This is a genomic window from Williamsia sp. Y712, from assembly GCF_059445525.1.
In genome coordinates, this window is the sequence record NZ_JCAIUN010000001.1 from 3,185,552 (window position 1) to 3,207,177 (window position 21,626).

Below are 21,626 nucleotides of genomic sequence, written 5' to 3' on the forward strand. Positions count from 1 at the left end.
CCATGATGCAGCGTTATCGGATCGGACTGATCAACGGTGATGGGATCGGTCCCGAAGTCGTCCCGGCGGCCGCGCGCATCACCGAGGCCGCACTGGCAAATCTGGACCGTGCGGTCGAATGGGTACCCCTGGACATCGGCCGCGCGGCGATCGAGTCCGTGGGTCAGGCAATCCCCGAACAGACACTGTCCGCGCTGGATGAGCTGGACATGTGGATTCTCGGGCCCCACGATTCGGCGGGCTATCCGGCCGAGCATCGCACCGGTCTGACACCGGGCGCGGTGATCCGAAAGCGCTTCGATCTCTATGCCAATATTCGTCCCGCAGTGGCTTATCCGGGGGTGCCGGCGGTGAGTCCGCAGATGGATCTGATCATCGTGCGCGAAAACAGCGAGGGGCTCTACGCCGACCGGAACATGGCGCGCGGGACAGGGGAGTTCATGCCGACACCCGACGTCGCCCTCTCGGTCGGCGTGGTCACCCGGGCGGCGACCGAACGAATAGCGGTGTCCGCGTTCGAGCTTGCGATGACGCGGCGCAAGCAGGTGACGATCGTGCACAAGGCCAACGTGCTGACGATGACCACCGGACTGTTCCGTGACGTCTGCCTGCAGGTCGGGGAGCAGTACCCACAGATACAGATCACCGAGCAGCACGTCGATGCCATGGCCGCGCACCTGGTGCGGCGCGGACACGAGTTCGACGTGGTGGTCACCGAAAATCTCTTCGGCGACATCCTGTCGGACCTCGCCGCCGAACTCGCGGGGTCACTGGGCCTGGCGGCCTCGATCAACAGTTCCGCGACCAAGGTGATGGCCCAAGCCGCCCACGGCGCAGCGCCCGACATCGCCGGGCGTGGCATCGCAAATCCGGTGGGCATCATCGGGTCGGCCGCGATGATGCTGGATTGGCAGGCGGCCCGATCCGGTGACAACAACCTTTCCGACGCCGCCACCCGTATTCGGGAAGCTGTCGGATCAGCGTTGTCGCAAGGCGTTGCCACCGGTGATCTCGGCGGTTCTGCCACCACCACCGAGTTCACCGAGGTCGTACTGGGCTCGATCTGACTCCGCGGGCCGCGGTCAGGGCTTTCTGCAACAGAAGATGGCGGTGCCCGGAAAAAGCTGCCCGCGAAGCGGACTCCATTGACCCCACTCCCGGTTGAAGCCCTCCGGCCACTCCGGCTCGATGAGGTCGTCGAGAATCAAACCGGCCGCCCGGATCTCCCGGATCCGATCGCCGACGGTTCGGTGGTGTTCGACGTACGACACTGTCCCGTCGTCTTCGGTCTCCACATACGGCGTGCGGTCGAAGTAGGAGAGCATCACCGTCAGTCCGGCAGGCCCCGGATCGTCCGGGAACATCCACCGCATCGGATGGTTCACCGAGAAGACCCACTTGCCGCCCGGCTTGAGTACCCGCGCCACCTCGGCCATCACCCCTGCGGAGTCCGCAACAAAGGGCACAGCCCCGAATGCCGAGCAGACCGTGTCGAACACCTCGTCGCGGAAGGGGAGTTGTTCGGCGCCTGCCTGGACCAGTGGCGGCTGTGGACCGCCGCGCGCCATCGCCATCTGACCCCGGCGCAGCATCTCCCGCGACAGGTCGAGGCCCACCGCGTGGGCGCCCTGCCCGGTGAGCCATCGACTGCACGGCGCCGACCCACAACCGATCTCGAGAACGGTTTTTCCGGTAACGTCACCGAGTAGGTGAACGTCCTCTTCACGGAGCCCTTCGGGGCACCAGACGAAGTCGCCGGCCTCGCTGCCGGCTCCGAGGAATTCACCGTGGCTGACGTGATATTCGTCGGCGTCGGCGTCCCACCAGCGACGATTCGCTGCGGCGCTCGTCTGCGAGTCCACGGAGCCGCGCAACAACGGGTGCGAATCGCCGGTATTTGCCCAGGCCACCGGGCCTGGCGTATCCTCAACCACGCGCGTGCCTGAGCTCGTGTGGTTCTACATGCCGATCACTTTGCAGTGATCCGTGTCGTTCCAGCAATATCTGCATTATCTGTCCCTACAACCCAACCTGTCCGGAGCCATCTAACATATGCCGTCCACGACCATTACCTCGCCGCAAGTAGCCATTAACGATATTGGCTCGGCTGAGGATTTTCTTGCTGCCATCGATGCAACTATCAAGTACTTCAATGATGGCGACATCGTCGAGGGCACCATCGTCAAGGTTGACCGTGACGAAGTGCTGCTCGACATCGGTTACAAAACCGAGGGAGTGATCCCGTCCCGCGAATTGTCCATCAAGCACGACGTCGACCCCAGCGAGGTCGTCAGCGTCGGTGACGCGGTGGAAGCACTCGTCCTCACCAAGGAGGACAAAGAGGGTCGGTTGATCCTGTCCAAGAAGCGCGCTCAGTACGAGCGGGCGTGGGGCACCATCGAAGAGCTCAAGGAAAAGGACGAGGCCGTCAAGGGCACCGTCATCGAGGTCGTCAAGGGCGGCCTGATCCTGGACATCGGTCTGCGTGGATTCCTCCCCGCATCGCTGGTGGAGATGCGTCGAGTGCGCGATCTGCAGCCGTACATCGGCAAGGAGATCGAAGCCAAGATCATCGAGCTGGACAAGAACCGGAACAATGTCGTCCTCTCGCGCCGTGCATGGCTCGAGCAGACCCAGTCCGAGGTCCGCAGCGAGTTCCTGCACCAGCTGCAGAAGGGCCAGGTCCGCAAGGGCGTCGTGTCCTCGATCGTCAACTTCGGTGCATTCGTCGATCTCGGCGGAGTCGACGGCCTGGTTCACGTCTCCGAGCTGTCTTGGAAGCACATCGATCACCCGTCCGAGGTTGTCGCAGTCGGCGACGAGGTCACCGTCGAGGTTCTCGACGTCGATCTGGACCGCGAGCGCGTTTCGCTGTCGCTCAAGGCCACCCAGGAAGATCCGTGGCGCCAGTTCGCTCGCACCCACGCCATCGGCCAGATCGTGCCCGGCAAGGTCACGAAGCTGGTTCCGTTCGGTGCATTCGTGCGGGTCGAAGAGGGGATCGAAGGCCTCGTCCACATCTCGGAGCTGGCCGAGCGCCACGTCGAGGTGCCGGATCAGGTTGTCGCCGTTGGTGACGACGCGATGGTCAAGGTCATTGATATCGACCTCGAGCGTCGCCGGATCTCGCTGAGCCTCAAGCAGGCCAACGAGGACTACACCGAAGAGTTCGACCCCTCGAAGTACGGCATGGCCGACAGCTACGACGAGCAGGGCAACTACATCTTCCCCGAGGGCTTCGATTCCGAGACCAACGAATGGCTCGACGGATTCGACAAGCAGCGGGAAGTGTGGGAGTCGCGCTACGCCGAGGCAGAACGCCGCCACAAGATGCACACCACTCAGATGGAGAAGTTCGCCGCTGCCGCCGAGGCCGCTGCCAACGCTCCGACTGATTACTCGTCGGATTCGGCTGACAAGGGTGGTGACGACGCTGCAACCACAACGGCATCGTCGACCTCGTCCTCGTCTTCCGCTCCGAAGAGCGGTGGCTCGCTGGCCAGCGACGAGCAGCTCGCTGCTCTGCGCGAAAAGCTTTCGGGCAACGCCTGATAGAGCTGTAACTCAAACCGCCCCCGGCCTTTCGGTCGGGGGCGGTTTGTTTTGTTCAGCCGCCGCCGGTGTCTTCGGCTGCATCGTCGATGTCCCCGCCGGTGTCTTCGGTAGGCCCGGCGTATACGTACGGGATCAGCGACTTGGCGACCATCGCGGCCGGCGGTAGCCCGTCGGGGGTGGGGGCCAGGTTGCCCCAGACCACCATCGTCACGTCGTTGACCGGGTCGTAGCCCATGAACGAGTTGTACCCGGGCATCTCGCCGATGTGCCCGAGCAGCGGTCCCATCTGTGCGATGCCGTAGCCGTATCCCGAGCCCGCCGGGTCATCGGGGTCAGAGGGTTCGATGCTGTCCATTCGCAGCTGTTGGGTTTTTGCATCGAGCAACCGGCCGCTGCCCAAGGCCTCCACCCAGATCGCCAGGTCGTTGGCGCTCGAGATGCCCTGTCCTGCGGCCCACGTCCACGAGGGATTGTCGTTGGTGGTGACCCTCGGTTGGACCGTGCCCGCCTCGATCGCTGCCAGGCGCTCGGGTGGAAGAGACTCCTTGCCTTCGTCCAGGGTTTCGACGTTCCCGCTGTACGAGTATCCGCTGACATACGGCACCGGGATCGCGGTGTCGGTGCCGGCGGGAAATGACGTTCCTGTCATGCCGAGTTCGGAGAAGAACCGGTCCTGGAAGATCTGTGCGATCGGCTTGCCGTCGAGTTCCTCGGCGATCAGTCCGAGTAGGACGGTGTTCGTGTTGGAGTAGTGGTACTCCGTGCCGGGAGCCGAATACGGCGGGTTGGCGAACGCGAGGGCCAGCAGCTCTTCAGGCGTCCAGACCCGTTGGGTGTCGTCGTCGAGGGCCGTGTTCAGTTCGAGTGTCGCGGTGTAGTTGTAGAGCCCGCTTCGCATGTCGAGCAGTTGGCCGATGGTGATGTTCTCCCCGTTCGGGACATCTGGCCGGTATTTGCTGACCGGATCGTCCACCGAGATCTTGCCTTCCTGGACCATCTGCATGATGGCGGTACCGGTCCAGGTCTTGGTGTTCGAGCCGACGCGAACCCTGGTGTCGACGGTGGGTTTGTCGGTGGAGTCGATTCCGAGTGTGCCCCACGCGTTTGTGTAGTCACCCTGAGGTGTCCGGATCAGCACCAGCATGCCGATTTCATGGAACTCGGTGGCAAGTCCGTCGACCACTTCGTCCATGGCAGCGGTGTCGAGCGGCAGGAGCGCGTTGTTCGACGTCGAACTTCTCGTGGTCGATGAGGTGTCGGCATCCGATGTGCAGGCGGTGCCCACCAGTGCGGTTGTGAGGATCATGACGACTGCGACGGATTGTCCCGACCGGCGGGTTCTACGATGACCGTCCTTGGTGGTCAACAGATTCGGTGAGACCATTGTGCTCGCTTCCGGTGTGCCGATCGCACAGAGGAAACCGGATCCATCCGGGCGACAGGGTTGTTCGGTAGAGCTACGGGGGGCCGCGACGGGCCGCTCGGGAATCCAGCACGCGCCGATCCCGCCAGGCGGGACGCTCCGTGTGGGGTAGTGCGACGGTACCCCTCGATTGCAACTGCAGGACGCAGTTACGCCAAGGAGCCGAGCCATGCAAACATTGCTTTTTGACAATGATTATCATTAACGCGGACGATTCGGGTGTGAAAAATACTCTCGCCGTCCGATTTATCACCGTCTTCTGTGCCGGGGGTCTGCTTGTTGCCTGTGGAACCGACGGCGACACCGCAGCCACCTCGCCGGCTGCCGAGAAATCCTCCGGGAGCGCGGGTGCCGGTTCTGAACCCGTCGAACAGACCTCGGCCACCCGGCGGCTGGCATTCACTCACGATGACGGCATCGTGATCATCGATGCAGACGATCTCGAGCCGGTCGGCGACATTGCGGCACAGGGATTCATCCGCCTGAATCCGGCCGGCGACGGGCGCCACGTGTTCGTGTCCCGGCCCGACGGGTTCGGCGTCCTCGACATGGGTACGTGGACCCGCCAACATGGCGATCACGGGCACCACTACACGGCACAGCCGACGATGACGGGGCTGACATTCGGCGGGGAAGAGCCGGGACACGTTGTGTCACATGATGATCGGATCACACTGTTCTCTGACGGCACCGGTGAAATCGATGTGGTTGCCCCCGCAGAACTGTCGCGGGGCAAGGCAAAGACGGAAAAATATCAGGTACCGGCGCATCACGGGGTCGCCGTGGCGCGTGCCGATGGCACTCTGGTGACAACCGTCGGTACCGAAGAATCCCGCAGTGGAATCCAGATTCTCGGACCCGACGACTCGGTGCTCGCGAGCACCGATCAATGTCCCGGTGTCCATGGTGAGGCCATCGCCGCCGGTGCAACACTCGCATTCGGATGCCAAGATGGCCTCCTGGTGGTGCAGGGCAACAACATCCAGAAGCTGACCAGCCCGGACAGTTACGGGCGGATCGGCAATCAGGCAGGCACCGAAGCGTCGCCGGTGGTCCTCGGGGACTACAAGGTGGACTCCGATGCCGAGTTCGAACGTCCGACCCGGATCAGTCTGGCCAACACGCAAACCGCTGAACTGCGACTCGTCGAGTTGGGTACCAGCTACAGCTTCCGATCACTGGCCCGCGGACCACGGGGTGAGGCGCTGGTCCTGGGCACCGATGGTGACATCCACGTGATCGACCCCGCCTCGGGCACCACGATCAAACGGATCGAGGTCATCGAGGACTGGGCCGAGCCCATCGAGTGGCAGGCGCCGCGTCCGACGCTGTTTGTCATGGAGTCGACCGCCTACGTCACCGATCCGGCGAACAGCAGGATCGTCGCGGTGGACCTCGACAGCGGCGGCATCACCGCCCAGAACGAGTTTGCCGCGGTGCCCAACGAGCTGATCGGTGTCACGGGTTAGGCCAATTGTTTGATCGTCCACCCGCTTACGGTTCCGGCCCGCCGATATTCGTCGGACTGGTGCAAAAGCGGGTGGATGCGGGAAGACGGGGGGTTGGTCTGCAACACTGGGTCGGTGATTCGAGTAGGCCTGACCGGCGGTATCGGCGCCGGAAAATCCACGGTGGCACGCACACTGACAGAGCGCGGTGCGTATCTCATCGATGCTGACGTGATCGCCAGAGAGGTCGTGGCGCCGGGATCGGATGGTCTCGCGAAGCTTGTCGAGGCGTTCGGAGCAGACATCCTGCTCGCCGACGGCGCCCTCGATCGGCCGGCATTGGCGGCCAAGGCCTTTGTCGATGACGAGCAACGCAAGAAGCTCAACGGCATCACGCATCCGCTGGTTGGTGCCCGTGCCGCAGAACTGCTCGATGCGGCGCCTGCGGATGCGATCGTGCTCCAGGACATCCCTCTGCTGGTGGAGAATCGGACCGCGGCGTTCTTCCATCTCGTGGTCATCGTGCACGCCGAGGAAGACGTCCGGCTCGCTCGCCTGACGGGTCAGCGCGGCATGCCGGAAGAGGATGCCCGCGCCCGGATCCGGTCGCAGGCGAGCGTCGAGGATCGGCGCGCGGTCGCAGATGTCTGGCTCGACAACAGCGGTACCCCGGACGACCTGGCAGCACTCGCGGCCACGCTCTGGGACGAACGACTCGTGCCGTACGAGCGTGGGGTCCGCACCCGTGTGTGTGCGCCACAACCGACGACGGAGGTGGCCTACCGAGAGCAGTGGCAGGTCGATGCGACCCGGCTGGCGGATCGGCTGCGGCTGCTCGGCGCCGACAAGATCGTCGACATCAAGCATGTGGGCCCCACCTCGGAGGTCGGATCCGCGGCCGTCGACGTCATCGACTTCGACGTGGCGCTGGCCGCCGGGGCGTCGGCCGCAGATCTCATCGACCCGCTATCGGACGGCGGGTTCCCGGTGAGCAGTCCCGGAGTGCACGCCAACGCCGATCCCGGGCGGGCTGTGACGATCAGACTGGTGTGACGATCACGCTCGACTGAGGGTCACTCCCACACCAGTGCGACGCCCTGGGCCGCGAGCCAGGCCTCGACGTCGTCACCATGTGTGGCCGCCCCGGTCATCGTGCGGGTTGCGATGTGGACCGCTGCCTCGGCGTGCTCGCGGGGGAGCAGCCCGGCGGCGTGGGCGTCGAACAGTTCGTCGACGTCTTCGAGTTCGATACGGCCCGAGCGCTCGATCAGGTCGAGGTACCAGTCCTCGGAATGCCAGCACCCCTGTGCGTCGGGACGCGTGAACTCCCCGACGTCGAGGTAGAGGCGTTGGTCACGTTCGAACCCGGGACGAAAATGGAAAATGGTGGCCCGGAGTCCGAAGTCGGGGAGCAGCCAGGACTGTAGCCTGCTGAACTTTCGATGGTCGGCTGGCCGGTCCATGTACAGGCCGAATTCGGTGGCCCGGTAGACATCTACCTGGCGGATGAACCCTTTCGGGTCGGTGTTCGTACGCCCGGGCACGTCGAATGTCTCGTGCTTGGGCGGATGAATCGCGGCCATCGCGTCAACCTACGCCAGCGCGATGTTCACTGTCGGCGTACGCGCCGTGTCAGAGGTCGCGTTTACTCTGATGACATGGCCTTTGCAGCAGAACATCCGATCATTGCGCACTCGGAATTCCGCCCGGTCGGGGAGATTGAACGTTCGGAAGCCACCTTTGAGGTGGTCAGCGACCACTCGCCCGCCGGTGATCAGCCGGCGGCGATCAAGCAGCTCGAGCAACGCCTGTCCAAGGGTGAGAAAGACATCGTGCTGCTCGGTGCCACCGGTACCGGTAAATCGGCGACCACCGCGTGGCTGATCGAGAAGGTCCAGCGGCCGACCCTGGTGATGGCGCCCAACAAGACCCTCGCCGCCCAGTTGGCCAACGAGCTCCGTGACATGTTGCCCAACAACGCCGTCGAGTACTTCGTGTCGTACTACGACTACTACCAGCCCGAGGCGTACATCGCGCAGACAGATACCTACATCGAGAAAGACTCGTCGATCAACGACGACGTCGAGAGGCTCCGCCACTCGGCGACGTCCAACCTGCTGTCGCGCCGCGACGTGGTCGTGGTGGCGTCCGTGTCGTGCATCTACGGCCTCGGTACACCGCAGTCCTACCTCGATCGTTCGGTGCAACTCGATGTCGGACAGGAAGTCGACCGTGACGCGCTGCTGCGACTGCTCGTCGATGTCCAATACAGCCGCAACGATGTCAGCTTCACCCGAGGCAGCTTCCGGGTGCGCGGCGACACCGTCGAGATCATCCCCTCCTATGAGGAGCTGGCGATCCGCATCGAGTTCTTCGGCGACGAGATCGAGGCGCTGTACTACCTGCATCCGTTGACCGGAGACGTCGTGCGGGAGGTCAAGGGCCTGCGCATCTTCCCGGCCACCCATTATGTCGCCGGTCCCGACCGGATGGAGCGGGCCATCGCGTCCATCGAGGCCGAACTGGAAGAACGGCTCGCCGAGTTGGAGGGCAAGGGCAAACTGCTCGAGGCGCAGCGGCTGCGGATGCGGACCAATTACGACGTCGAAATGATGCGGCAGGTCGGGTTCTGCTCCGGCATCGAGAACTATTCGCGGCATATCGACGGCCGCGGTGCCGGAACTGCGCCCGCCACGCTGATCGACTATTTCCCCGAAGACTTCTTGCTGGTCATCGACGAGTCGCATGTCACGGTGCCGCAGATCGGCGCGATGTACGAGGGTGACATGTCGCGTAAGCGCAATTTGGTCGACTTCGGGTTCCGGTTGCCATCAGCCGTCGACAACCGTCCGCTGACCTGGAGCGAGTTCACCGATCGCATCGGTCAGACGGTCTACCTGTCGGCGACACCCGGCCCGTACGAATTGGGGCAGTCGAACGGTGAGTTCGTCGAACAGGTGATCCGGCCCACCGGCCTGGTCGACCCGCAAGTGGTGGTCAAACCCACCAAGGGACAGATCGATGACCTGATCCACGAGATCCGGGAACGCACCAAGAAGGACGAGCGGGTTCTGGTCACCACCCTGACCAAGAAGATGTCGGAAGACCTCACCGACTACCTGCTGGAGATGGGTATCCGGGTTCGTTACCTGCACTCAGAGGTCGATACGCTGCGCCGCGTCGAACTCCTGCGGCAGTTGCGGCTCGGTGACTACGACGTGCTCGTCGGAATCAACCTTCTCCGTGAGGGTTTGGACCTGCCCGAGGTGTCGTTGGTCGCGATTCTCGACGCCGACAAAGAGGGGTTCCTGCGGAGTACCACCAGCCTCATCCAGACGATCGGCCGTGCGGCCCGAAACGTCTCCGGTGAAGTGCACATGTACGCCGACAAGATCACCGACTCGATGCGCAACGCCATCGATGAGACAGACCGTCGACGTGAGAAGCAGGTCGCCTACAACAAGAAGATGGGCGTCGATCCAAAACCGTTGCGTAAGAAGATCGCCGACATCCTCGACCAGGTGTACGAGGAAGCCGAGGACTCGGTCGCAGTCGGCGGTTCCGGCAGAAATGCCAGTCGTGGCCGGCGCGCACAGGGTGAACCGGGCCGGGCCTCGACCTCGTCAGGTGTTCTCGAAGGTCGGGACGTGTCTGCGATGCCACGCGCCGAACTTGCCGATCTCATCGGAGCGCTCACCGATCAGATGATGAATGCTGCCCGCGATCTCCAGTTCGAACTCGCGGGTCGCCTGCGTGACGAAATTGCCGATCTGAAGAAAGAATTGCGCGGCATGGACGCCGCAGGTATCTCCTGACCGATCTCCTCCAGATACATGTGACGTGAGTGACAGCAAGTGTTGTCGCAGGTCAGTGGGCATGGTGGTGTCCGCTTCGGTGGATACCCAAATGTTGGCCGCAGGTATCGATATACCCTTCCGGAAGGCAACGCCCCCTTCTCGGAAGGCATCGCCGTGGAGCGTATCCATATGCAAGCACGTTTATTGGAGGAATGAATGAGCGCATACCAGACCGTCGTAGTGGGAACCGATGGATCTGAATCGTCGATGAAGGCTGTGGAACGAGCGGGGGCGATCAGTGGGGACTCGGCAAAGTTGATCATTGCCTGTGCGTATTTCCCGACTGACGACAAGGACTTCTCTGCAGCATCGGATGTGCTCAAGGACGAGGCTTACCAGGTGCACGGGTCTGCGCCGACCGAGGAAATCCTTCGGTCCGCCAAGGAGCGGGCCGCCGCGGCAGGTGGCGTCAACATCGCCACCCGCCCCGTCGTCGGCTCGCCGGTGGACGCGCTCCTGAACCTGGTGCTGGACTCCAAGGCCGACCTGCTCGTGGTCGGCAACAAGGGCCTCAACTCGATCGCAGGCCGGTTGCTGGGATCAGTTCCGGCGGACGTCGCCCGCAAGTCGAGGTGCGACGTCCTGATCGTTCACACGGTCTGAGCGGACTGCCGCAGAGGCTCGGGCAGCTCGGCGCTGTGCACAATTGCCAGTTGCTGGGTTGCCCGGGTGAGCGCGACATACAGGTCGCCCCACCCGCGCGATGATTGATGCACGATCATGGACGGCTCGATCACGATCGTGCGGTCGAATTCCAGGCCCTTGCACTGTGCGACCGTGAGGACGGACAGGTCTTGGATGCCCTCGAGATTCTCGGTGGCACTGCGGATCTCGTCGATCAGATCATCCGGGGCGATGATCGCGGCGATACCGTCGAGAGGTTCGGTGGCGAGCCGACCGGCAACCGCGCCGAGCTTCTCGGCCGATGTGTGTTCGAACACCGGTGGCCGCCCGCTCGACCTGATCGAGGTGGGTGCCGACATCTCGCTGTCGATCTGTTCGAGAATCGGGGCTGCGACCGCCATGATCTCGCTGGGCGTGCGGTAGTTGACCGTTAGGTCGAACTTGCGCCACCGCTGCGCGACATACGGCGTGAGGACTTCGCCCCACGAATTCGTCCCGGCCGGATCGCCGGTCTGCGCCGTATCCCCGATGACGGTCATCCAGCGATTCGGGATGCGGCGCATGATCATTCGCCACGCCATCGCCGACAGCTCCTGGGCCTCGTCGACGATCACGTGGCCGAACGTCCACGTCCGGTCGTTGTAGGCGCGTTCGGCTGTGGTCAAGGCCACCCGATTGGTCTGGCGCGCGGCGAGTTGTTCGGCGTCGATCAGGTCATACGCCATCAGGATCTCCGGATCGAGTTCGTCCTCGAGATCCTGTGGTGCCGAACCGGTCAGGATGTCGAGTGCATCCTGTGCATCCGAGAGCTTCTGGCGCCACTGGGCGCGTTCGCGTTCTTCATCGTCGTTGTCGTCGATGCCGATGATCTCGGCCAGTTCGTCGAGCAACGGCGCGTCGGCGGCGCTGAAACCGCCCCGCTCGGTACGCAGGAGTGCGTCGCGGTCGGCTTGCGACCAGCCGGGCGTCGCGGACTTGATCCGCTCGGGCGAGGTCAGCAGATCGGCCAACACCACTTGCGGAGAAAGTTGTGGCCAGAAATGCGCCAGTGCGGCAGTGATATCGGGGTCTTCGCGCATCTCGTCACGAATGTCCGCGATGTCGGTGCCGCTCAACAACTGTGAACCGTCGACCACGCTGGAGCCGATGCGTTCGGCATGTTGCTGGGCCAGGGTATCGAACGCCGAGCGCAGGAACACCGATCGAGCATGGTTGTGCGGACGCCTCGATGACCGGGCCCGACCGCGGGCGCGCTGGATCACCTTGCTGGTGATCGCGACCTCATAGCCCTCGAACTTGCGGATGATCGGCGACGTGGGGAGCTCTTGCCGGTCCCGGACCGCTTGTTTGAGGACCTCGACGATGGCCAGATCGCCCTTGCGGGTCGATGCCACCGGATTGTCGGTGACGGTGGCCCGCACGCCCGGATAGAGGTCGCCGATGGTCGAGAGGAGCACACCGCTCTCACCGAGTGAGGGGAGCACCTGTCCGATGTACTTCAGGAAGGTGGTGTTGGGCCCGATGATGAGAACGCCACTGCGCGCGAGGGTTTCGCGGTACGTGTACAGCAGGTATGCGGCGCGGTGAAGCGCGACCGCGGTCTTGCCGGTACCGGGACCGCCCTGGACCACCAGCACTCCCCGGTGCGGCGACCGGATGATGACGTCCTGCTCGCGCTGGATGGTTTCGACGATGTCGTTCATGTGCCCGGTGCGGGCGGCATTGAGTGCGGTGATCAGCGCTGTCTCGTTCACCACATCGCCGTGGCCGGTGTTGTCGGCATCGGCGATCTCGGTGACGTCGAGGCGCTCTTTGTTGATCGCGGTGATCTTGCGGTTGCGGGTACGGACGTGACTGCGTACCTGGACGTCTTCCGGTGAGGCCGGCGTCGCGAGATAGAACGGACGGCTCAGCGGTGCGCGCCAATCGAGCAGGAGTGTGCTGTCCTGCTCGTCGTCGTCGAGGATGCCGATACGACCGATCCGACGAACCTCACCGCTCTCGAGGTCGAGGCGGCCGAAATAAAGATTGTGTTCGGCGGCATCGAACTTCGTCAGATCGTCGTTGTACAGACGCTCATAGGATTCGCGTTCGGAACGCGCCTGCGGAGTGCCGCCGGTGTCGCGCAGAGCAGATGCCAACCGCGTCTGGGTATTGCGGCGCATCCGGTCCAGACGACCGTATACGCGATCCAGATGGTGTTGTTCGGCCTCGAACACAGTCCTCCTCGGTTTGCTGCAGCACCTTGTCGAACTGGGCATTCGACCGCGCCGTTCGCGCACAAAAATAGTGCTAAAGAATAACGCGGTGGGCCGGGTAAACGTTCCCGGCCCACCGCGTGCCTGTGGGGATGCGGCCTGCTAGCAGGCAGTACTCGCGGTCCTTCAGGCGTCGAGATCCGACGCGACGAGTTGGGTGACCTTGTCGAGGGTTGCCTGGTCTTCGCAGGTGACGGTGACCTCGGTGCCCACGGTGGCGCCGAGCGTCATGATCAGCAATGCCGAACCGGCGTCCACCGGCTCACCACCGGCCACCGAAAGTGTCACCGGGACGCCGGCGGCGGCAACGGCCTCGGCGATCGTGGCTGCGGGGCGGGCATGCAGGCCGATGGACGATCCAACAGCAACGGTGTTACTTGGCATGATTTCTCCTTGTTGTTTTTCGGTTGATGCTGATCAGGGGTGATATCGGTCAGGCCGCGCTGAGAACCTTTGCCTCGTCGGGCGCTGCCTTGCGGGAACGGATGAATTGTTTGGCAGCGACGACGCACACCGCCGAGACGATGGTTCCGGCGGCAAGTGCAATGAAGAACCAGGCGATCCCGCCGATGGCGAACGAGACGAAGATGCCACCGTGGGGAGCGCTCAGGGTGACGTCGAAGGCCATGATCAAACCTCCGGTCACGGCGCCACCGGCCATCATCGACGGAATCACCCGCAGTGGGTCGGCCGCCGCAAATGGGATGGCGCCTTCGGAGATGAACGAGGCACCCAGTAGCCAGGCGGCCTTGCCGTTCTCCCGTTCGGCCTCGGTGAAGAGCCCGGGACGGACGGTCGAGGCGAGTGCCATCGCCAGCGGCGGCACCATTCCGGCCGCCATGACCGCGGCCATGATCCGCAGTGAGGCGTCGTCGGTGACCGAGAGTCCGGCCACGGCGAACGCATAGGCGGCCTTGTTGACGGGTCCGCCGAGGTCGAAGCACATCATCAGTCCGAGGATGACGCCGAGCAGGATGGCGGACGAACCGGACAGGCTGTTGAGCCAGTCGGTCAATCCCTCGGTGATCGAGGCCAGTGGTTTGCCGAGCACGATGAACATCAACAGGCCGACAACCAGCGAGGCGAACAGCGGGATGATCACCACCGGCATCAGGCCGCGTGCCCATTGCGGAACGGGTATCCGGCCGATGTAGAGGGCGGCAAAGCCGGCGATCAATCCGCCGACGAGACCGCCGATGAACCCGGCTCCGACGAATACGGCCACCGCGCCCGCGGTGAAACCGGGAGCCAGGCCCGGCCGGTCGGCGATGGCAAACGCTATGTAGCCGGCCAGTGCGGGCACCAGGAAGCTGAAGGCCAGGGAGCCGAGTTGGTACAGGACGGCGCCGATATAGGTCATCAGACCGCCGTCGGGCAGCGAGGTCAGTGAGTTGTCGAGGGTGATGTCCGCTGCGGTGTCCGTGATCTCATAGCCTGCGAACAAGAATCCGAGCGCGATGAGCAGTCCGCCGGCGGCGACGAACGGGATCATGTAGCTCACGCCGGTCAGCAGGATCTGACGCAATCGCGTACCCCAACCGACGTCGCCGCCGCCGGAGCCGGATTGTTCGGTGTCGCCGGTCGTGGAGCCTGCGACTCTGGCCGCGTTGGGATTTTCGCCCGCGCGCAACGCCTCGGTGATCATCGCGTCCGGTTCGTTGATCGCACGCTTGACGCCTGAGGCAACCACCGGCTTACCTGCGAATCGTTCCTTGCCCTTCACCCCGACATCGGTTGCGAAGATCACCGCGTCTGCCGAGGCGATCGCCTCGGGCGACAGCGGAGTGCTACCGCTCGAACCCTGGGTCTCGACGAGCACCTCGACGCCGGCGCGCTTGCCTGCCGCCACCAGTGAATCGGCAGCCATGTAGGTGTGCGCGATTCCGGTGGGACAGGCGGTGACCGCGACGATGGTCCGCTCGGATCCGGCCGGACCGGTGTCGCCCGCGGGTGCCGCCGGCGACTTCTCGGTAGTCGACTTCGCGGCACCGGCCTCGTCGGGGGCTGCGGCCGGGGCAGTGGCCGGCGGCGCGGAAGCAGCCGGTGCGGAAGCAGCCGGTGCGGCCGCGGGTGCCGGATGCAGGACATCGTCGACGAGCGCGACCACGTCGTCGGGACCGGGAGCCGACCGGAGTGATGACACGAACTCCGGCCTGACCAACGCCCGGGCCAGCGAGGTGAGCAGTTTCATGTGTTCGGAGCCGGCGCCGGCCGGTGCCGCGATGAGGAACACCAGATCGGCCGGGCCATCGGGGGCACCGAAGTCGACCTTCGGGTCGAGTCTGGCAAACCCGAGGGACGCCGTGACGACTGATTCGTCCCGGCAGTGCGGGATCGCGATCCCACCGGGAAGCCCGGTGGCCGATTGTGATTCACGGGCCAGCGCAGCGTCGCGCAGGCTGTCGACGTCGGTGGTGCGCCCGGCGGCGGCGAGCTTGCCGGCCAGGGCCTCGATGACCGCCTCTTTGGTGGCGCCGAGTCCGGCATCGAGGGTGATCAGTTCTGGGGTGATGATCGCCGGCGTGGGGCCGGTGTGGACTGTCGGGTTCGACATGACGGATTCCTAGGTTCGAGATGCGCGATCGTGAGGGTGCGCAGCGCTGGTGACCAGATCGATTGCAGCCATCAGGAGCTGCCGAGGATCGAGGTCAGCGCGGTGACGGTCACCGCGTCCGGGTTGATGTGACTGGGACTCGGAAGTGCCGTGCCCGGTAGGGCGGCAGCGGCACTGCCGTACGCGACCGCCATGACGAGGCGGTCAGCTGGTCCGGCGTTTTCCAGATCAGCGAGTAGATATCCGGCCAGCGACGAATCGCCGGCACCGACCGTGCTGAGCGGCGCGATCGGAGGTGTGGTGGCGTGCCAGGCGCCCGTCGATGTGACCAGGACCGCGCCCGCGGCGCCCAGAGTGGCGAGCACGGTCTGCGGGCCGCCGCGCTCGATCAGCGATCGGGCCGCGCGGGCGGTCGGGTAGGGGTCGCCCTCTTCGGCGGCACGTTCGAGTTCGAGACCGTCCGTGCCGACGATCTGGCCCAGTTCTTCGGCGTTGGGCTTGATCAGATCGGGTGCAGCAGTGGAGAACTCGGCCGCGAGTGCACGCAAGGGGCCGTCAGAGGTGTCGACGGCGATGCGGACCGAGCTCCCGGCTGTGCGGAGCGTCGCCACCAGTTCTGCGTACCAGCGATCCGGGACGCCCGGTGGCAGCGAACCCGACAAGACCACCCAGTCGGCCGACGTCGAGAGCTCGGACAGGCAGGCTGCCAGGGCGTCGAGGTGTTCGGGAAGCAGTGCGGCGCCGGGTTCATTGATCTTGGTCGTGGTGCCGTCCGGTTCGGTGACGGTGAGATTCACGCGCGCCGCACCGGGATGCCCGATCGCACGGTGCTCGATGCCGGCTTCGGTCAATGCCACGAGGAGTGGTTCGTTCTGGTTTCCGGGAAGAACTGCTACGGCACGTTTTCCGGCGGAAGTGATCACGCGGGCGACGTTGACGCCTTTGCCGCCCGGATGTGAGGTCGAGGTGGTGGCACGGTGTACGGCGCCGCGCCGCAGTGGTTCGGCCAGCGTCACGGTGCGGTCGATGCTGGGATTGGCGGTCAGCGTGATGATCATGCCGTCACCACTTCGATGCCGGCATCGACGAACTCGGCACGGGCGGCGTCCGAGATCGCGGTGTCGGTGATCAGCACATCGACGCGGTCGATCGGCGCGAAGCTGATCAGGTCTTCCCGACCGACCTTCGATGAGTCCGCGACGACCACAACCTGGTGCGCGGATGCGACCATGGCCCGCTTGACGGCCGCTTCGTCGCTATCGGGCGTGGACAGACCGTGGCGCACGGTGATGCCGTTGGTCCCGACCACCGCGACGTCAACTCGCATCGTGGACAGTGTGCGTAGGGCATCGTCACCGACGACTGCCTGGGTGATGCCGCGGACGCGTCCGCCGAGCAGATGCAGGCGCAAGCCGCCGAGGCCGCTGACCCGCATGGCAACCGGAAGGGAGTTGGTGACGACAACCAGATCCTGGTCGGTGGGCAGGTATGCGGCCACTCGTGCAGCGGTGGTCCCGGCATCGATCAGCACACTGCCGCCTGCAGGCGGTAAGTGGTCGAGGGCGGCCTTCCCGATGCGTTCCTTCTCGTCTGCGTGGCTGTTTTCGCGCTCGGTGGTGCCGAGTTCGATGGCGGTCAGGGCCGATGCCGGGACCGCGCCGCCGTGTACCCGCCGGATCAGTCCGAGCCGGTCCAGTGCGGCCAGATCGCGACGGACGGTTTCGGTCGTCACGGCGTACAGCTCGGCGAGGTCTGCGACTGACATGCGACCGTTCTGCGCGATGACCGATGCCATCGCCTGCTGCCGTTCCTCTGGGTACATCCCGTCCTCCGTGTGGCCCGCCGCAATGTGCAAGCATGTGGTTTGAAATGTTGCTTTATGTTGTTTTATGCCCGAACGTATTGTCTTGTCAAGAGTTTTCTGTAATCTAGATCACATCGCTATGTTGGAAATGTCCAGTCAAGCGACGTGAAGGAATCGGTCTCAGGAGGTCGCATGAATATGTCATCGCAGGTGGAGAGTCCGCGTCAGGTTCTGCGGGGTACTCCGGTGGTGCCAGGGGTGGTCCTCGGGCCGGCCGTTGTACCCGGACCTCGTGTGGAACCGGTGATCAACACAGATCCCGTGCCCGCCGCGGGTCGTGAGGCAGAGATCCAGGCCTTCGGTCAGGCGACCACCGCGGTGGCGAAGCGTCTTTCGGACCGCGCCGCGATGTCGACCGGATCGGCCTCGGAGGTGCTCGCGGCCAACGCTGCGATGGCAACCGATCGCGGGTGGCTGGGTGCGGCAGAGGATCTGATCACGGCCGGCAGTTCGGCCGCCGCCGCGGCCGTTGCCGCGACCGCTCAGTTCGCGGACATGTTCACCAAACTCGGCGGGTTGATGGCCGAACGGGTGACCGATCTCAACGACGTCCGCGATCGGGTGCTGGCCGAGTTGCTCGGCCTGCCCGAACCCGGTGTCCCGGTGCCGGAGGTGCCCTCGGTGCTCCTGGCCGAAGACCTCGCACCGGCCGACACCGCAGGTCTTGACCCGACGTTGATCGTCGGGCTCGCCACATCATTGGGCGGACCGACCAGCCACACCGCGATCATCGCCCGCCAGCTCGGGATCCCTTGCGTGGTGGCAGTTTCCGGACTCGAGACCGTCGCGGCCGGAACGCCGGTGCTGATCGACGGAAGCGCCGGTGAACTGACCGTGTCACCGGATGAGGAGGTCGCGGCACAGGCCGTTGCCGCGTACAAGTTGATCGCCGAGCGCACTGCCGGCTGGACAGGTCCCGGTGCGACCTCGGATGGACATCGCGTGGATGTGCTCGCCAACGTCCAGGACGGCGCAGGCGCTCGGGTTGCTGCCAGGAGTGCGGCCGGGGGAGTCGGATTGTTCCGTACCGAACTCTGCTTCCTTGATCGGGAACAGGAACCGACGGTCGACGAGCAGGCGGCGATCTACCGCGAGGTGATCGAGGCGTTCCCCGACTCCAAGGTGGTCCTGCGAACCCTTGATGCCGGATCGGACAAGCCGCTGCGCTTCGCCGCTCATCCCGATGAGGCGAATCCCGCGCTGGGTGTCCGTGGTATTCGAATGGCCGCGCTGGACAACGGATTGCTCGAGCGTCAGCTCGACGGGGTGGCGGCCGCGGCCGAGGGCCTGCGGGCGCCCTGGGTGATGGCACCGATGATCGCCACCCCGGCCGAGGCCAAGTGGTTTGCCGAGAAGGTGCGCGAACGCGGGCTGGTGCCCGGCGTGATGATCGAGGTACCGGCGGCGGCTCTACTGGCCGAACGAGTTCTCGAGCACGTCGATTTCCTGTCCATCGGAACCAACGACCTGGCCCAGTACACGATGGCCGCTGATCGGATGTCTGCTGATCTAGCCGGGTTGACCGATCCGTGGCAGCCGGCGGTGCTGTCCCTGGTTGCGCGGACGGCGGCGGCCGGCGCGGCGGCGGGTAAACCGGTCGGTGTCTGTGGTGAGGCGGCGGCGGATCCGCTGTTGGCCTGTGTGCTTGTCGGGCTGGGCGTCACATCGTTGTCGGCGGCGGCCTCGGCGGTGGCCGGGGTCGGCGCGAAGCTCGGGACGGTCAGCCTCGATGACTGCCGCCGCGCCGCGGCAGCGGTCTCGCAGACGTCAGATCCGGTAGGTGCGCGGGCAGCGGCCCGTGCGGTTCTGGGCTGAGGCCCGCGCACCCACCGGGATTCAACTAGAGAGCTTTTTCTGCTCTCTTCTGTGCCTTCTTGGCCTGCTCACGTGCAAGGGCCGAGAGCTTGGCGCTTTCGTCGGCGGTGCGCGCGGCAACCTCGGAGCCATGCTCACGCACGTACTCGACCAACTCGGGGGTCCTGTCGCGCACCGTGTTCAGGTAGTGCCCGGCGTAGCCGTTGGTCGACGCCCAGGCCTTCGCCGCCGAATCCGCGAGCTCCGCGCCTCGCTCGGCCGCAAGATCTTTGGCGGTCGAACTGTTCTTGGCGGCCTTCTTCGCGAACTTGGCCTGCTCCTTTGCGGCGAGCTTGGCGAACTTCGCGTGCTTCTTGCCTGCCTGCTTGCCCAGCTTGGCCTGCTTCTTGGCGGCAGCCTTGGAGAGCGTGGCAGCCCGATCAGAAGTCAGTTCCGCCAGATGTTCGCCCCGCTTCGACGCGACGTCGGCGAACTCAGAGGCCCGCTCGGCAGCGATTCCCGCGAGGACAGCTCCGCGCTTGGCCGCGACATCCGAGAACTCGGACCCACGTTCGACCGCCACGTCAGCGAACGTTGCCGCCTTTTCCGATGCCTTGCGCGCGAGTTCGGATGCGCGCTCGGAAGCCACATCGGCGAACTTGCCACCTCGATCCGCTGCGACCTCGGCCAGCTCTCCGCTGCGCTCGGAGACCACCCCGGCGAGATGCGTGGCCTTGTCGGTGAGCACCTCGGTTGTCGCCGAACCGGATGAACCGGAGGGCAGCGCGGCGGCCACCTTCCCGCCGGCGACGGCGGCGGCCTTGCGTCCGCGCCAAGCGAGCGACGGCTTGCCCTCGGTGTCGACCGTCGCGAGCAGCAGTCCGCCGAGCAGACCGACGTTCTGGATGAAGTGCGCCTGCTGTTCGGCGCGCTCGTGTGGGTCGGTTTCGTTCCAGAAGTCGTGGCCGGCCAATGTGGTCGGGACCACAACCCCCGCCAGCGACAGTGCCGCCAGCCGCGGGAACTTCCCGGTGGCCAGGGCCAGACCGCCGACGATGTGAATGGCGCCGTTGACGCGGACGAGAATCTGCGTGTCGGCCGGGATCAGGTCGGCGGCTGCGGGCGGCAGCGCGACCTTTGCCTTGTCGACGTAGGGCTGCGCAGCCTCGGCCAGTACTTCCGGCCGTCGGATCACCTCGACCCCGGTGGCGATGAACGCTGCGGCGAGCATGGGACGGGCAATTCGGCGAATCAGCATGAAGGGCCTCCTCAAAGACACTGTTCTAAGTCGAATCTGCTTGTCGAACTTCTGGGCTAATGGACTCTGTTGAGCCTATAGACGTTGGGTGGGTACCCCGCGGAGCGAACTTCTACCAGCCTCGCTCACGCCATTCGTCGAGATGGGGGCGCTCGGCACCCAGGGTGGTGTCGAGTCCGTGACCGGGATAGACCACCGTGCTGTCGTCGAATCGGTCGAACAGCTTCGTCTTGACGTCGCTGATCAGCGACTCGAAGTCTTCCGGTGTCTGCGATTTGCCGACACCGCCGGGGAACAGACAGTCGCCGGTGAACAGGTGGGTGACGTCGTCGTCGAAGAACAGGGCGATGGAACCATCGGTGTGGCCTTTGACGTGGATGGTCCCCAGCTTCAGGTTGCCGACCTCGATGACGTCGCCCTCATCGACGAGCCGATCGGTGGCCACCTGGATCGGTGGGGCATCGATCCGGCCCGCCGCGGTGGGCAGGCCGGTTGCCTTGACCACCTCTTCGAGTGCGATCCAGTGGTCGGGATGCCAGTGGGTGGTGAAGATCGATTCGATGTGGCCGTGTGCCTTGATCAGGTCGATCAGGACATCGGCTTCGTTGGCGGCGTCGATCAACAGACCCTTGCCGGTTTCACGGCAGGTGATGACGTAAACGTTGTTGTCCATCGGGCCGACGGACAATTTGAGGATCGTCGCATTCGGTGTGGTTTTGCGTTGTGGCACATCCGAATTGCTGAAGTCGCCGGTGTAGTTGTCGGAAATCGGGGCCGCTGCACTCATGGGAACAACCCTAACCGTCCGGATGAGGGTTTGGGGGTCGCCTGCCCCCGAATCTGTGCCGATGGTGCCGCGGGCGACCCAGATGAGTAGCCGCCACCGGCTTTCCATCAGCCCGGCTGTACCCGGCCGGTGACGCATAATTGAGCCCATTGCCCGGACTCGGCCGGGTGTTGTGGATTGTGACGGTGCGGCCTTGAACACGAT

At 64.7% G+C, this 21,626-nt stretch carries 17 protein-coding genes; 7 read left to right on the plus strand and 10 right to left on the minus strand.

All coding sequences use genetic code 11. The features are described 5' to 3' along the window. The first annotated feature begins 2 nt into the window (after nucleotides 1–2). Entirely contained in the window at nucleotides 3–1,067 is a 1,065-nt protein-coding gene (locus AC1D75_RS14575) for an isocitrate/isopropylmalate dehydrogenase family protein (protein WP_495515882.1), read from the plus strand. A gap of 15 nt (nucleotides 1,068–1,082) precedes the next feature. Here AC1D75_RS14575 and AC1D75_RS14580 read toward each other — a convergent pair whose 3' ends face one another. Further along, on the minus strand, nucleotides 1,083–1,910 hold the full coding sequence (locus tag AC1D75_RS14580) for a class I SAM-dependent methyltransferase (RefSeq protein WP_495515883.1): 828 nt from the start codon (nucleotides 1,908–1,910) through the stop codon (nucleotides 1,083–1,085). A 142-nt stretch (nucleotides 1,911–2,052) separates the two neighbouring features. On the opposite strand from AC1D75_RS14580, the gene rpsA reads away from it, so the two are divergent. Beyond that, nucleotides 2,053–3,552 carry a 30S ribosomal protein S1 gene (gene rpsA / locus AC1D75_RS14585; RefSeq protein WP_495515884.1) on the plus strand — a complete coding sequence of 500 codons (1,500 nt, stop codon included), beginning with the start codon at nucleotides 2,053–2,055 and terminating at the stop codon, nucleotides 3,550–3,552. A gap of 55 nt (nucleotides 3,553–3,607) precedes the next feature. On the opposite strand, the gene AC1D75_RS14590 is transcribed toward rpsA, so the two are convergent. Then, nucleotides 3,608–4,861, minus strand: coding sequence for a serine hydrolase domain-containing protein (locus AC1D75_RS14590; RefSeq protein ID WP_495515885.1), 1,254 nt, complete (start codon nucleotides 4,859–4,861; stop codon nucleotides 3,608–3,610). A gap of 308 nt (nucleotides 4,862–5,169) precedes the next feature. Between AC1D75_RS14590 and aztD the strand changes: the two genes are divergently transcribed. Both aztD and coaE read left to right on the plus strand, forming a co-directional pair. Then, nucleotides 5,170–6,447, plus strand: a complete 1,278-nt coding sequence (gene aztD / locus AC1D75_RS14595; protein WP_495515886.1) for a zinc metallochaperone AztD — start codon at nucleotides 5,170–5,172, stop codon at nucleotides 6,445–6,447. Nucleotides 6,448–6,561: 114 nt separating this feature from the next. Further along, nucleotides 6,562–7,479: a dephospho-CoA kinase gene (gene coaE, locus AC1D75_RS14600; protein ID WP_495515887.1), complete on the plus strand. Its 918-nt coding sequence runs from the start codon at nucleotides 6,562–6,564 to the stop codon at nucleotides 7,477–7,479. A 20-nt stretch (nucleotides 7,480–7,499) separates the two neighbouring features. Here coaE and AC1D75_RS14605 read toward each other — a convergent pair whose 3' ends face one another. Next, complete coding sequence (locus AC1D75_RS14605; RefSeq protein ID WP_495515888.1) at nucleotides 7,500–8,009, minus strand: ribonuclease FAU-1 family protein; 510 nt, start codon at nucleotides 8,007–8,009, stop codon at nucleotides 7,500–7,502. A gap of 75 nt (nucleotides 8,010–8,084) precedes the next feature. Between AC1D75_RS14605 and uvrB the strand changes: the two genes are divergently transcribed. Continuing rightward, nucleotides 8,085–10,241, plus strand: a complete 2,157-nt coding sequence (gene uvrB, locus AC1D75_RS14610; protein ID WP_495515889.1) for an excinuclease ABC subunit UvrB — start codon at nucleotides 8,085–8,087, stop codon at nucleotides 10,239–10,241. Nucleotides 10,242–10,439: 198 nt separating this feature from the next. Further along, complete coding sequence (locus AC1D75_RS14615) at nucleotides 10,440–10,886, plus strand: universal stress protein (protein ID WP_495515890.1); 447 nt, start codon at nucleotides 10,440–10,442, stop codon at nucleotides 10,884–10,886. On the opposite strand, the gene AC1D75_RS14620 is transcribed toward AC1D75_RS14615, so the two are convergent. From AC1D75_RS14620 to AC1D75_RS14640, 5 genes are all read right to left on the minus strand, one after another. Beyond that, nucleotides 10,874–13,168 carry a HelD family protein gene (locus AC1D75_RS14620; RefSeq protein ID WP_495515891.1) on the minus strand — a complete coding sequence of 765 codons (2,295 nt, stop codon included), beginning with the start codon at nucleotides 13,166–13,168 and terminating at the stop codon, nucleotides 10,874–10,876. The genes AC1D75_RS14615 and AC1D75_RS14620 overlap by 13 nt on opposite strands. A gap of 123 nt (nucleotides 13,169–13,291) precedes the next feature. After that, nucleotides 13,292–13,549 carry an HPr family phosphocarrier protein gene (locus tag AC1D75_RS14625; RefSeq protein ID WP_495515892.1) on the minus strand — a complete coding sequence of 86 codons (258 nt, stop codon included), beginning with the start codon at nucleotides 13,547–13,549 and terminating at the stop codon, nucleotides 13,292–13,294. 49 nt (nucleotides 13,550–13,598) lie between these two features. Continuing rightward, nucleotides 13,599–15,719 carry a PTS fructose transporter subunit IIABC gene (locus tag AC1D75_RS14630; protein ID WP_495515893.1) on the minus strand — a complete coding sequence of 707 codons (2,121 nt, stop codon included), beginning with the start codon at nucleotides 15,717–15,719 and terminating at the stop codon, nucleotides 13,599–13,601. A 71-nt stretch (nucleotides 15,720–15,790) separates the two neighbouring features. After that, entirely contained in the window at nucleotides 15,791–16,777 is a 987-nt protein-coding gene (locus AC1D75_RS14635) for a 1-phosphofructokinase family hexose kinase (RefSeq protein WP_495515894.1), read from the minus strand. Next, complete coding sequence (locus AC1D75_RS14640) at nucleotides 16,774–17,541, minus strand: DeoR/GlpR family DNA-binding transcription regulator (RefSeq protein ID WP_495515895.1); 768 nt, start codon at nucleotides 17,539–17,541, stop codon at nucleotides 16,774–16,776. The genes AC1D75_RS14635 and AC1D75_RS14640 overlap by 4 nt, the downstream gene beginning before the upstream one ends. Nucleotides 17,542–17,721: 180 nt before the next feature. On the opposite strand from AC1D75_RS14640, the gene AC1D75_RS14645 reads away from it, so the two are divergent. Then, nucleotides 17,722–19,398, plus strand: coding sequence for a phosphoenolpyruvate--protein phosphotransferase (locus AC1D75_RS14645; RefSeq protein WP_495516090.1), 1,677 nt, complete (start codon nucleotides 17,722–17,724; stop codon nucleotides 19,396–19,398). A gap of 25 nt (nucleotides 19,399–19,423) precedes the next feature. Here AC1D75_RS14645 and AC1D75_RS14650 read toward each other — a convergent pair whose 3' ends face one another. Next, nucleotides 19,424–20,635, minus strand: coding sequence for a DoxX family protein (locus AC1D75_RS14650; RefSeq protein ID WP_495515896.1), 1,212 nt, complete (start codon nucleotides 20,633–20,635; stop codon nucleotides 19,424–19,426). A gap of 112 nt (nucleotides 20,636–20,747) precedes the next feature. After that, complete coding sequence (locus AC1D75_RS14655; protein WP_495515897.1) at nucleotides 20,748–21,422, minus strand: MBL fold metallo-hydrolase; 675 nt, start codon at nucleotides 21,420–21,422, stop codon at nucleotides 20,748–20,750. Nucleotides 21,423–21,626: the final 204 nt, after the last annotated feature.